Source organism: Algoriphagus taiwanensis, from assembly GCF_036245645.1.
Taxonomy (GTDB): Bacteria; Bacteroidota; Bacteroidia; order Cytophagales; family Cyclobacteriaceae; genus Algoriphagus; species Algoriphagus taiwanensis.
Genome location: NZ_BTPE01000019.1, coordinates 1 through 12,035, shown reverse-complemented (window position 1 = coordinate 12,035; position 12,035 = coordinate 1). Strand labels below are relative to the sequence as shown.

The 12,035-nt window shown below is 44.5% G+C and carries 11 protein-coding genes; 6 read left to right on the top strand and 5 right to left on the bottom strand.

Annotated features, from left to right (window positions below):
- The first annotated feature begins 129 nt into the window (after nt 1–129).
- The 4 genes from dapA (at nt 130) to AAA938_RS18610 (ending at nt 3,284) form a co-directional block, all read left to right on the top strand.
- Nucleotides 130–990 (top strand): 4-hydroxy-tetrahydrodipicolinate synthase, encoded by an 861-nt coding sequence (gene dapA / locus AAA938_RS18625; protein WP_338230282.1) that lies wholly within the window; start codon nt 130–132, stop codon nt 988–990.
- Nucleotides 991–996: 6 nt separating this feature from the next.
- Nucleotides 997–2,310: an exodeoxyribonuclease VII large subunit gene (xseA, locus tag AAA938_RS18620; RefSeq protein ID WP_338230281.1), complete on the top strand. Its 1,314-nt coding sequence runs from the start codon at nt 997–999 to the stop codon at nt 2,308–2,310.
- Nucleotides 2,303–2,491: an exodeoxyribonuclease VII small subunit gene (xseB, locus tag AAA938_RS18615; protein ID WP_338230280.1), complete on the top strand. Its 189-nt coding sequence runs from the start codon at nt 2,303–2,305 to the stop codon at nt 2,489–2,491. The genes xseA and xseB overlap by 8 nt, the downstream gene beginning before the upstream one ends.
- A gap of 88 nt (nt 2,492–2,579) precedes the next feature.
- The gene (locus AAA938_RS18610; RefSeq protein WP_338230279.1) at nt 2,580–3,284 is read left to right on the top strand and encodes a hypothetical protein; all 705 of its coding nucleotides are present in this window, start codon (nt 2,580–2,582) and stop codon (nt 3,282–3,284) included.
- A gap of 8 nt (nt 3,285–3,292) precedes the next feature.
- Here the strand turns inward: AAA938_RS18610 and AAA938_RS18605 are convergent, their stop codons facing one another.
- The 5 genes from AAA938_RS18605 to AAA938_RS18585 form a co-directional block, all read right to left on the bottom strand.
- Nucleotides 3,293–3,805, bottom strand: coding sequence for a UpxY family transcription antiterminator (locus AAA938_RS18605; RefSeq protein WP_338230317.1), 513 nt, complete (start codon nt 3,803–3,805; stop codon nt 3,293–3,295).
- A gap of 125 nt (nt 3,806–3,930) precedes the next feature.
- A complete protein-coding gene (locus AAA938_RS18600) occupies nt 3,931–7,335 on the bottom strand; it encodes an efflux RND transporter permease subunit (protein ID WP_338230278.1) in 3,405 nt (1,134 codons plus the stop codon).
- Nucleotides 7,336–7,338: 3 nt separating this feature from the next.
- Nucleotides 7,339–8,469, bottom strand: coding sequence for an efflux RND transporter periplasmic adaptor subunit (locus AAA938_RS18595; protein WP_338230277.1), 1,131 nt, complete (start codon nt 8,467–8,469; stop codon nt 7,339–7,341).
- Nucleotides 8,470–8,505: 36 nt separating this feature from the next.
- Nucleotides 8,506–9,864 (bottom strand): TolC family protein, encoded by a 1,359-nt coding sequence (locus tag AAA938_RS18590; RefSeq protein WP_338230276.1) that lies wholly within the window; start codon nt 9,862–9,864, stop codon nt 8,506–8,508.
- 14 nt (nt 9,865–9,878) lie between these two features.
- Nucleotides 9,879–10,487, bottom strand: a complete 609-nt coding sequence (locus AAA938_RS18585; protein ID WP_338230275.1) for a TetR/AcrR family transcriptional regulator — start codon at nt 10,485–10,487, stop codon at nt 9,879–9,881.
- Nucleotides 10,488–10,708: 221 nt separating this feature from the next.
- Here AAA938_RS18585 and AAA938_RS18580 point away from each other — a divergent pair, with 221 nt between their 5' ends.
- Together AAA938_RS18580 and AAA938_RS18575 are read left to right on the top strand one after the other, a co-directional pair.
- Nucleotides 10,709–11,515 carry an alpha/beta fold hydrolase gene (locus AAA938_RS18580; RefSeq protein ID WP_338230274.1) on the top strand — a complete coding sequence of 269 codons (807 nt, stop codon included), beginning with the start codon at nt 10,709–10,711 and terminating at the stop codon, nt 11,513–11,515.
- Between the two features lie 264 nt (nt 11,516–11,779).
- On the top strand, nt 11,780–12,035 hold a 256-nt coding region (locus AAA938_RS18575), incomplete at its 3' end, for a hypothetical protein (RefSeq protein WP_338230273.1).

The window sequence follows — 12,035 nt, the reverse complement described above, 5'->3', positions numbered from 1 at the left end:
ATGCTATTTTGAAAAGATATAGCATTCTCCAAAATCCAGCTTTAAACGCACTAAACCCGTTTTTTTCTTTGAGCGGGGCATAAAACCCGCCTAAGGCTGTATCTTTGCACCCTAAATTAAATTCTTTCCATGAACGCATTCAAAGGTACCGGAGTGGCTTTGGTCACCCCTTTCTTAGACGATTATTCTATTGACTTCGAAAGTCTCCAAAGGCTTATTGACCATGTGATCTCCGGAGGAGTGGATTATCTGGTCGTTTTGGGTACCACAGGAGAAGCGGCAACTTTGACATCATCTGAGAAAAAAGAGGTTATCAAAGCCTGTCTCCAATACAATCAGGGAAGAGTGCCTGTGATGCTGGGTATCGGCGGTAACAACACCCATGCCGTGGTCAATGAGATCAAAAACACGGATTTTTACGGCATAGCCGGCTTACTCTCCGTGAGTCCCTACTACAATAAACCTACCCAGGAAGGAATTATTGCTCACTACACTGCCATCGCAAATGCTTCTCCGGTGCCGGTTATGCTTTATAATATTCCCGGCAGGACCATGTCCAATATGAGCGCTGAGACTACCTTGGCACTTTCTCATCATCCCAATATCATAGGCATGAAAGAGGCAAGCGGAAATCTGGAACAGTGCATGCAGATAGCCTCCCAAATGCCTAAGGACTTCCTCTTACTTTCAGGTGATGATCTGTTGACCAAGGCAATTCAAAGCATCGGAGGAAGTGGAGTGATCTCTGTATTAGCCAATGCCCTCCCGCAGACCTTCAAGCATCTAACCCATGGGACTGAGGAGGAAGCCCTAAAAGCTGCTTTTTCTCTCCTTAAAATCAACGGATTGATGTACCAAGAAGGAAATCCAGTGGGGATCAAAAACCTGCTTTTGCATCAGGGAATCATCCAAAGTGATCAAGTTAGGCTTCCGATGCTGAGAGCGAGCTTGGAACTGAGCAATAAGATCAAGCAAGTCTTTCCAAAATAATCTAAAATGAGTCATCTGTCTGTTTCTCAACTGACTGAGCAGATTCGGTACACCCTTGAATCTTCTTTGGAGCCCCTGTATTGGGTGGTTGGGGAGCTGGCAGATTTCAGACAGGCACCGCAAGGGCACGTCTATTTTGAATTGGTCGAAAAGCAAGGCAATCAGATTCAGGCAAAGATTCGGGCCAATCTCTGGCAATTTACCTACCGAAATGTAGCAGCCAAGTTTGAATCTGCAACGGGCACTTCTCTGAAAAACGGGATGAAAGTCCTCGCTCAGGTGGCGGTTACCTACCATCCGGTCTATGGATTAAGCATCAATGTCAAGGACATTGACCCCTCCTTTTCTCTGGGAGAAAGAGCGAGGCTGAGGCAGGAAACCATCGACCGACTCACAAGGGAAGGATTGCTCCGACTCAACGGAAGGTTTGAATTGCCTGCGGTTGTTCAAAAGATTGCGGTGATTTCCAGTCCTACCGCCGCAGGATATGGAGATTTCATTAATCAGATTCAAAACAACCCCTACGGATACCACATTTATCACCGCCTTTTCCCCTCACAGATGCAGGGCAATGAGGCAGTAAACAGTCTGGTTCAGGCGCTAAACAGAGTAAAAGAGGAGTCAGAAAAACTGGATTTGGATGCGGTGATCATTATCCGGGGTGGTGGTGCCCAATTGGATTTGGATTGCTTTGATGAATATCGGCTGGCAGCAGAAATCGCCAATTTTCCATTGCCTGTATTCACCGGAATAGGCCATGAGCGGGATGAAACTGTCGCCGATTTGGTTGCCCATACCCGCTTGAAAACCCCTACCGCAGTGGCTGAGTTTCTGCTTTCAGGCTTTAGGGAGTTTGAGGAAAATTTGGGAATACTACTTCAGCGCCTTGACCGGGCTACAAGAATTACACTTCGGGAGGAAGAAAACAGGATTCATCAATACAGTCTAAGTACCAAGTCATTAGCTGGGAATCGGCTGATTTTGGAATCCCAAAAAGTTCAAACTCTGAACAACCGAATCACCCAAGCGGGAAAAAACCTTTGCAAAATCCAATCCTTGGCCCTGGATAATCTGGAAAAAACTCTGAGAAAAGCATCCGGCACTTTTCTTCAGTCCCAAAACGAGAATTTGTCTAAAATCGAGCTCCAACTCCGTCAACTCGATCCCCAATCTATACTAAAAAGAGGCTATACCCGTTCAGAATCGAAGGGAAAGCCTATTCACCTCAGCACACCAGAACTGGGAGCAGAAATGATTACCTACTCCCTTCAGCATAAAATAAAAAGTACCATCACCGAAATCGAGACCAAAAATGACTGAGACCAGCTATACCCAAGCCATGCAGCGACTGGAAATGATCCTTTCCCAACTGGAAGAAGGAAATAAAACCGTTGATGAGCTGTCAGATTTAGTGAAAGAAGCCGCATCTTTGGTGAAAATTTGCAGAGAAAAACTGCGCACCACGGAAGCCGATATCCAAAAAGCCTTTGATGGAGAATAGTATTTTATCCATCTGATAAAACCCGCTTTGGCACATTTGTTGAACCTGAGCGAAAATCCAAACCAACACATTATCAGTCTATTACTTTATGTACTCTTTCTATCGATTGATCCTCCTTATTTTTATGTTCGGTGTCTCGAGCCTGACCTTTGCCCAAAGCTTTTATAAAGAAAGAATTTCCAGAGACAATATTTTGACCGTTGGGCTAGGTCCTTCCTTTGCCTATTTGGACAACGGTGGACAATACAGAAGTTTCAACTTTGCCATCAAACCGGCTATTTCTGTGGCTTTGACAAAAAAAATGGCCCAGAATATCGAGCTGAGAACCACCGCAGGAGTTCAATGGATCAGCAGTGGGGGAAATCCAAGTACTGCAGTGACAGATGCCTGGTTTTTTTCAAACTCTTCCTACACTGCCAAAGGGCCTGCTTACTTTTTTGACATCATGCCCAGTTTTTATCTGATTCCCTTTACCAATCATATGCACCGTACGCAATTTAATCTTTACGGAGGAGTGGGATTGGGAATCATGCAGGTTAATACCAAGCAAACTAAGTCCTTCAGCCCTGAAGAAACTCCTATTTCCAGCAATATCACTACAGGCTATGTCCCTGTACGGGCAGGCTTGAGCTACCGAATCGGTCCTTATTCCGATATAGCCGGCGAAGGCACCATGCTTTGGACTTTTTCGGATAATCTGGATGGAAATGTGGGATTTAACCGCTTCGGAGACCACCTGTTCCAAGCACAAATAGTATTCAGAAGATACTTTGTACCCAGAAGCCAGGATTAATCAATCCATTAAACTTTCTGTGATTCGATGACTTGGAGAAATTTGCGGGGAATGCTGATCAGCATGTTCTGATAAATTCCCGGGATTCGGATCATAAAGTAATCTTTGTTGCCCTTTTCGATACATTCTCCGATCATATCCTGAAGAGGACCACCCATGACTTTGACTTTTTCTCCCGGCTCGATCTCCGAGCCATCAGTTTCCACGGCTACACCGGTAGTGACTACGCGTTGGATTAGCTCTATTTCTTCTTCCCTGACGGTAGCATGCTGTCCTGAAAAGTGAACAAATTTCACCGCTCCGGGCACCTGAAGGCATTCCCAAAGCTGATTTCTAGAAGTTTTCACAAAGACATATCCATTAAAAAGTGCTCGCTGTACTTTCTTTTTCCGGTCGGACCATTGGCGAAGCTCCTCTACGATAGGCAGGTACACTTCCCAACCGCGCTCTCTCAATCGATCTGCTACTTTCTTCTCAGACCGTGATGCCGTGTACATCACATACCATTTCATTTCTTGCATCTCTACTAGTTCTATTTGGGATTTCAAAATTACAAAATCCATACCTAACCCCGGCTTAAAAAAGCAAAAACCCCCGGAACATCATTCCGGAGGTTTTATCAAAAAAAACCACCAACCTTAATCAATCATGCTTTGATCTTGCGCAGCCTCATTGCGAGTTTGTCTGCCAGCAAATACATGACTGGTACGATCACTAACGTAATGAGGGTAGCAAAGGTTAACCCAAATATTACTGTCCAGGCCATAGGGCCCCAGAAGGCTGCATTATCACCTCCCACATAGAACTGTGGATCAAAATCGCTCAACAGGGTGCTGAAATTGATATTCATCCCAATGGCCAAAGGAATCAAGCCCAGGACGGTCGTGATCGCTGTCAGCAATACAGGACGAAGACGGGTTTTACCCGATTCGATGATACTTCCCAATAGATCCTCGTAGTCCAAAAACTCATCCGGAAGAATTCCTTTTTCCTCTCTTTTTCGGCTTCGGACCAGATTGGTATAGTCAATCAGTACGATGGCATTATTCACCACTACCCCGGCAAGGGAAATAATCCCGATTCCGGTCATGATCACCACAAAGTCCATATTGAAAATCACCAAGCCCAAGAATACACCGATTGTACTGAACAAAACCGAAGTCATGATGATAAACGGACTGATTACCGAGTTGAACTGGGCGACAATGATGAGGAAGATCAAGGAAACTGCAATTGCCAAAGCTCGAAGTAGGAAGGCCTGAGATTTAGCCTGCTCTTCCTGCTCACCGGTAAACTTCACCGTGATTCCGTCTGGCACTTCAAAATTTTCCATCAACACCTTAATCTGAGCGTTGATTTCTGTTGGGTTATATCCATCAAGCACGTTGGAGAACATGGTGATGGCCTTTTCCAAATCCTTTCTTTTCACAGACCCATAAGTTGAGCTGTATTGGAAATCCGCCACTGCCGAGATAGGAACTTCTCTTTTGTCGCCAAATTTATCTCTGAAGCCAATTTTCTTATTGACCAAGGTGTTGATATCGTACCTGTATTCTTCATCCAGACGCAGCTGGATGGGATAATCATCCTCCCCTTCTTTGTATTTGGACACTTCCAATCCGAAAAGGGAGGTTCGCAGCTCAGTTGCAATGGTGGAAGTGGACAAACCAAACCTTCTTGCTTTTTCCCTGTCTACCTGCACAATCAATTCAGGACTACCTGTAGAAAGGTCCGTTTTCAATTCTTCAAGGCCTGGAATATTATTGGACTCAAGGTAGTCCTTGGTTTTTTCCACATAGGCAATCAACTGCTCGTAGTCTTCTCCAACGAATTCAATATTCACCGCTTTTCCTACCGGAGGACCATTTCTCTGCTTGTCCACAGTGATCAAAACACCAGGATATTTTTCAACCAAATCACGGATTTTCTCCATTGCACCGTTGGTATCAATCCCTTGTCGGTCGATGTAGTCCACAAATCCGATCGTGATTTTGGCCTTGTGAGGTGTAGCTTGCTGACTTGGCCCTTCGGTGGGGTCACCTGTTCCTTCACCTACTTGAGAAATTACAGATTCAATGATGCCGTTGTAAGGTTCCAAAGCCACCATCATTTCATCTTCCATCTTGTCCACAAAGGCATTGGTGTATTCAATGTCTGTTCCTATCGGAAACTCCACGAATACATTGACCAATTGGGGCTGATTGTCGGGAAAGAAAAGGATTTTTGGAGAGCGGATCCCCAACAGTACCAGAGAGAAGATCAATAGACCAAATGTCCCTGAAAATACGATATAGGGCTTTTTGCCGTGTAAAGCATAGCTCAAGGTCGCCTCGTAGGCATTTTCCAACTTGACCAAAAAGACCGTCTGAAACCATCGAATCGCACCGCGAAGCACATACACATTGAAGAGGGTAAGCAAAGCAGCCACCATAGCCAATGAACCCAAAGCAGTCACTCCCAAGAGATAGAAAATGGCAGCTACAACCACAAAAATCAAGGCTACTACCAAGAACTTTTTCTTTGGCTTATCCTTAGTCACATCCTCCACCTTCATAAACAGGGAGGTCATTACCGGATTGATCACTAAGGCCACAAACAGGGATGAGGACAAGACAATGATCAGTGTGATCGGAAGAAACTTCATGAATTCACCCACGATATCTTCCCAGAAAGCCAAGGGAAGAAATGCCGCAAGGGTGGTAGCTGTAGAGGTGATGATTGGCCAAGCCACTTCTCCTACCCCTTCTTTGGCAGCTCTCATGATAGGCTTGCCTTCCTGCATCAGTCGGTAAATATTTTCCACGACCACGATCCCGTTGTCCACGAGCATCCCGAGGGCTAGAATCAGGGAAAACAACACCATAAGATTCAGGGTAATCCCGAATGCATTCAGAATCAGGAAGGAAATAAACATGGAAAGCGGGATCGCCGAACCCACAAAAAGAGAGTTTCGGAAGCCCATGAAAAACATCAAGACCAAGACTACCAGAATAATCCCGAAAATGATGGAGTTTTCCAGATCACTGACCTGAGTCCGTGTCTGCTTACTCTGATCGTTGGTAATGGTGATTTCGAGATCTCTCGGGAATCGATTCTTTTGCGTGGTTTTGATGATCTCTTTGATCTTATCCGCCGCGTCTAGTAGGTTTTCACCGCTCCGCTTGGTCACATTGATGGTGACTACGGGGAGATTTTTGCTTCGGGCATAGGTGGTTCTGTCTTTGAAGGTATCCTTCACCTCAGCCACATCGCGGAGATAGACGATCTTTTGCTGATCGGTCTTTACGATAATATCCAGCAATTCCAAGGGATCTGAGAATTCCCCATCGACCCGGACGGTTCGCTCAAAATCTCCGTTTCGGATATTACCTCCGGAAATGGTGATATTCTCGGCTTGAATAGCCCCGGAAATATCCCCAAAGCTTACTCCCACTGCCTCCATTTTGTAAGGATCTACATTGATCTGAATCTCCCTCTCGATTGTGCCTGCAAGGTCTGCTTTGGAAATCTCAGGGAGCTTCTCAATCGCATCTTCCAAATACTCCCCAAACTTCTTGAGCTCTTGCTCGGAATAAGGACCGGAGATATTCACATTCATGATTGGAAAATCTGAAGTGTTGATTTCCAACACATTAGGATCTTGGTCCAAATCCGTAGGAAGCTCACTTTTGGACTTATCTACTGCGTCCTTAACATCCTGAATCGCCTTGGAGATTTCCACTCCGGGGTTGAATTCGATCACAATGGAAGAAAAATCCTGTACCGAAGTGGAGCGGATATCCTTCACATTATTGAGTGACTTCAGCTCTTTTTCAATCGGTCTGGTGATCAGGTTTTCCATATCCACGGGCGAGTTGCCCGGATAGGGAGTACCTACATAAACTGTAGGGATGACGATCTCGGGAAAGCTCTCCTTGGGCATGGTCCGGTATGCACCTAATCCCAAGACGGTAATGATCAAGGTTAAAATCACCACGGAAGTAGCATTGTCCACACTGAAGCTGGACAATCCAAATTCCCGGATGGTGCTTGGTTTTTTAGAGTCTGTCATGGCTTAGAGTTGGGCAATATTGACACTGAAATTATCTCCTACTTCTCGGAAACCTTTGTCAACCAAAGTCTCCGTGCCGGCAAGGCCATCCACAATTTCTGTTTCGGCGTCGAAGCTGAGTCCTCTTTTCACATATCTCTTCTTTGCAGTTTCGTTTTCAACGATGAAGACATAATCTCCTCTGTTATCTGACAAAATCAAGTGAGAAGGTACGATCACAGAGTCCTCGTTTTTGTAATCCTGAATTTTCAGGACTGCAATCATATTCGGCTTCAGGTCGGCCATATTGGGCAAGAAGACCTCCACTTTGAAGGTTCTGTTGTTGGGATTAATAATCGCTCCGACAGCAGACACCTTGGTGGTCAGGTTTTTCTTCAGGGATGGGAAAGATACTTCTACCGAATCTCCTTTGGCCAAAACGCCTACATAGGATTCGGATACATCAGATTCGATAAACAAATCACTGTCTCCTACAAACTGGAACATGGGCATTCCCGGCTGAACCAACTCACCCAATCTCACCTGAACGGATTCGATGGTTCCGCTGAATGGAGCGCGGACGTAGGCTTTATCCAACTGGGTTTTGAGAGAAGCCAGACTTTTCTCCAATCCTTCTTTTCTGTTTTTGGCTTCGAGGTATTGGATTTCGGTACCGATCTTTTGTTCCCAGAGTCTTGCCTGCTTTTCAAAGATAGTTTTGGCCAATTCCAGAGAATTTTCCATTTCAGCGATATTACGCTCAATCATTTCTGAATCGATAATCGCCAAGATCTGTCCTCTATTGACCCGCATCCCTTCGATGGCAGGCACTTCCATTACGCGTCCGGCAGTTTCAGCACTGATATTCACGTTCTTTTTGGAAAGAACAGAACCTGTCACTTCCACGAAGTGGGTGAATTCACCCTTACGTGCAGCCGCAGTGGTGATCAAAATGGACTTTTTGTTTTGCTCCGCATACTCCGGATCCAAGTCTGAAATCTCAGCTTCCAGCGCCTTGATTTCGGTATTGATCTTAGCCAAGTCTCCTTTCAAAGACTCAAGCTTTTCTTTTTTGGCTGTCAAGTCATCCTGGGCACAGGAAACGGTCAGCAGAACTGCTGCAGCCAAGCTTAAAAGTTGGGGAAAGTATTTCATAAGATTTGAGAAATTTTGGAGAGGGAAAGTGTTGGTTTAGTTAGTCAAATCGGCCTTCAGTAGGCCCAGGGCTTTTTCAAGATTTACTTTAGAAATCAATCCGTCGTAAAGGGCGGACAGATAATTAAATTCAGCTTCGATCAGGTCTGAGTCAGCCTGTACCAATTCCAGGTTGGAACCGACGCCCTCCTGATATTTGATCCGGGCAATGTCGTAGACTTCCTTTGCAAGCTGCAGGTTGGCAGTCTGTACTTCCAGGATATTCAGGTCATTTTTCAGATTAAAACGAGCAGTAAGAATTTCATTTTTAAAACTTTCATTGAGGAAAACCCGCTGGTTTTCGAGCTGATTGATCTGCACCCGATTTTTCTGGATTCGGGCAGACTTGGACAATCCGTCAAAAATCGGGATGTTCATGCTGACTCCGATAAGGGAGCTTCCAAACCAGTTAACCCCATCGAAAACCGTGTTCAATTCATTTCCCGCACCTGATCTGCGGATATTTCCCACAAAATCAATGGTTGGCATGTATTGGACTGTATTGTTTTTCAGATCGAGTTGGGTGAGTTCCAGTTGCGTGTTCAATTGGTCAAGCTCTATTCGGCTTTGCCCTTCTTCAACTAGCAGGCGCATCAATTCTTCCTGAGGGTTTAATTCAGACAGATTTTCTGTGACTGTGATTTCGTATTCCGTAGGCAAGCCCATCTGAAGCTTGAGCAGCTCTTTGCTCACCTGCCAGGAGGTTTTGGCACGCTCCAGTTGAGTGAAGGTGTTGTTTCTTTGCACCTGAATTCTTGACACATCGATTTTCTCTGCAAATCCAGCCTCGTTGAGAGCTTTAGTCTCTTTTAGCAAAGTGTCTGTTCTGGCCAAGTTGGCCTCAGCCAATCGGATTCTCACTTCATTGACCAAAACTCCGAAATAGGCCTTTTTGACATTTTCGATGACGTCATTTTCGGTTTTGGTCAAATCGTACTCCGTGAGTTGCTTCAAGGTCTGTGCAGCACGTAAACCAACAAAGAAGGACCCGTCGAAAATCATCTGAGAGAAATTGATCCCCAATCCGGAAGAATAGCTAACACCAAATCGAGCCGGAATCACATCACTGGGAATAGTCGGATCTCCAAAAGGCGGTTCGTTGGGAAGGAACACCACAGGAATCTGCGGATTGTAATCCAGATTAAACGACCCATTGATCTGAGGAAGACCTGTGGCCGTGGTTTCTTTAACCGTAGCCTTGGAAATCAACATTTCCAAGCGGGCATTTTTTGTATTGACATTGTTTTCGATGGCATAAAGGATAGCATCATTCAAAGTGAGTTCTGCTATTTCTTGAGCCTTCAATCCTGAATGACCAAGGAAAATTGCCAGGATTGCAAAAAGGTATTTTTTCATAGGTAGGTTTGTTTTCAATTTTGAAATGCTTTTTGGGAATGATAGGCCAAGCGGCCCTTTTCGGTAAATATCCCGTGTAGAAAATGATCCATCAGCACCAATTGCTCCTCTACAAAATTGTACTCGGGGTTGGCAAAATTTGCCGGATCAAAAGCAGAAGTGATCTGATCCATCCGGACTTTAGCAAGGATGCTGGTGTCAATTTCCTCGCGGAAATACCCCAAACGCTTGCCTTTTTCCATGACATTGATCAAGTCGGCTTTTATAGCCTGCTGCTTGAATTCTTCAAACATTTTCCAAGCCTCAGGAAAATACTTTTGGATTTCCATAATGACCATGGGATTGATACTGGATAGTCGCTCACGCATCATTTGGGACATTTTCACCAAATGGTCAATGACTCCGTCTTCCTGCTCAAGAATATGAACCATTTTTTTTCGGTCTTCCTCAAGAATCTCTTTGAAGACCTCTGTCACCAAGTCTTTTTTGTCCAAAAACTCCTGATAGATCGTCTTTTTAGAAATTCCCACCATTCGGGCTATTTCCTCCATAGTCACTGTCCGCACACCATAGCGGGAAAACTGATCCCGAGCTACCTCCAATATTTTTTTTCGTGTCTCCAAATGCTTTAGAATTTGAGTGCAAAACTATGGAAACTTTCAATTGGTTCGAGGTTTCCGAAGTTTTTTTAAAAAATTTTTAACTTTTCAATCTATCAGAATGAAGGGTAAATAGAATTTTATTTAACATTTCTATACTATTTCAGAATTAAATTTCAATTTAGAAATTATCACAGCTCATATGAGCGACGCATTTCTTACCTTTAAAATAAAATTTTTCACCCTTGGACTATTTCAAACACAGCTTGGGAAATCTAGCCTACCGGGAAATCGGTAAGGGACAGGAAGTCACGTTACTTTTTCATGGCTTTGGGCAGACTCATCGGGACATGCTTCCTTTTGAGAAAATCCGGAAGAAAAATCAGCGCTTCATCTTTATCGATGCTTTTTACCATGGCAGAAGCACCTGGAAAGACTCCGGGAAATCGATGGACAGGAAAAATTGGTTGGAATTGATTGGTGGTTTACAAAACCATTTGAACTTCACGGATTTCCACCTGGTAGGTTACAGTATGGGAGGGAAAATTTCCCTGATTACCTATGAACTGTTTTCCACAAATGTACTCAGCCTGACTCTGCTTGCTCCTGACGGCATCAAAACCGGCCTTTGGTACAGCATGAGCAATTACCCCGACTCCTTTCATCCTATAATGAAGCAGGTGGTCTTCAAACCCCAAGGTTTGTTCAGAATTATGGAAGGTCTTGGCTCTGTAGGGTTGATTCAATCCAGTCTGAAGAAGTTTTTTCAGACCCAAATGGGGACCCGGTCTCAGAGAGCCCAAATGTATTTTACATGGAAAATAACGGGAGGTCTCCAACCCCGGCTTGGACAAATCATCCAATCAGCCAGAAAACTCAAAACCCCCGTTTCCCTTTTCCTGGGTGAGTTTGACCAAATGATCACAGAAGACAACCTGAAAAAATTCAGCTCCAAAATCCCTCAGATTCAAACAGTCGTCCTTCCCGTTGGGCATGGAGGCCTGATCGAGGCCACTGCGGAATACCTTTTGGAACAATTGAAGGGAAAGTAAACTCTTCTTTATTTACGATTTACGAGGTACGATTTACGACACTCTGAGGAACCTCAGTCCTTGGTGTCAAAATTACTTCCTGACTTCCCTGCTCCCATACTCCCTAAACTATTTCCGATTTACGAGGTACGACACTTGTCCCTTCATCGGACTTCGGTCATCCGACATCGGACAATACTTCCCTACCTCCATGCTCCCCCTGCTTCCAGACTTCCTTGCTCCCATTGACTTGTCCTGAATTGAGTTTACACAAAGTAAACTACTATGAAACGACAAAAAGAACAAAAAACAAGAGGAATAGGATCTCTGAGTTGGGCTGAACGGGAAGAAATGATCAAAGAGTATCTGTCGGGGAATTACTCAAAAGTTGAGATTTGGAAGAAATATACCGGTCAGTCGGTAGAGCATGGGAAAATGCTTCAATGGATGCGAATGTTAGGTTATTCTGATAAAATTGAAAATCCAATTAAAAGACATTTATCTTCAAGTTTCACCAAACAAGAACTACCCATTTTGGCAA

Bases quoted from the DNA above. Each gene is read 5' to 3' on its own strand.
- AAA938_RS18610 (WP_338230279.1), top strand. From the start codon at position 2,580: ATGTACTCTTTCTATCGATTGATCCTCCTTATTTTTATGTTCGGTGTC.
- xseB (WP_338230280.1), top strand. From the start codon at position 2,303: ATGACTGAGACCAGCTATACCCAAGCCATGCAGCGACTGGAAATGATC.
- dapA (WP_338230282.1), top strand. From the start codon at position 130: ATGAACGCATTCAAAGGTACCGGAGTGGCTTTGGTCACCCCTTTCTTA.
- AAA938_RS18605 (WP_338230317.1), bottom strand. From the start codon at position 3,805: ATGCAAGAAATGAAATGGTATGTGATGTACACGGCATCACGGTCTGAG.
- AAA938_RS18600 (WP_338230278.1), bottom strand. From the start codon at position 7,335: ATGACAGACTCTAAAAAACCAAGCACCATCCGGGAATTTGGATTGTCC.
- AAA938_RS18590 (WP_338230276.1), bottom strand. From the start codon at position 9,864: ATGAAAAAATACCTTTTTGCAATCCTGGCAATTTTCCTTGGTCATTCA.
- AAA938_RS18595 (WP_338230277.1), bottom strand. From the start codon at position 8,469: ATGAAATACTTTCCCCAACTTTTAAGCTTGGCTGCAGCAGTTCTGCTG.
- xseA (WP_338230281.1), top strand. From the start codon at position 997: ATGAGTCATCTGTCTGTTTCTCAACTGACTGAGCAGATTCGGTACACC.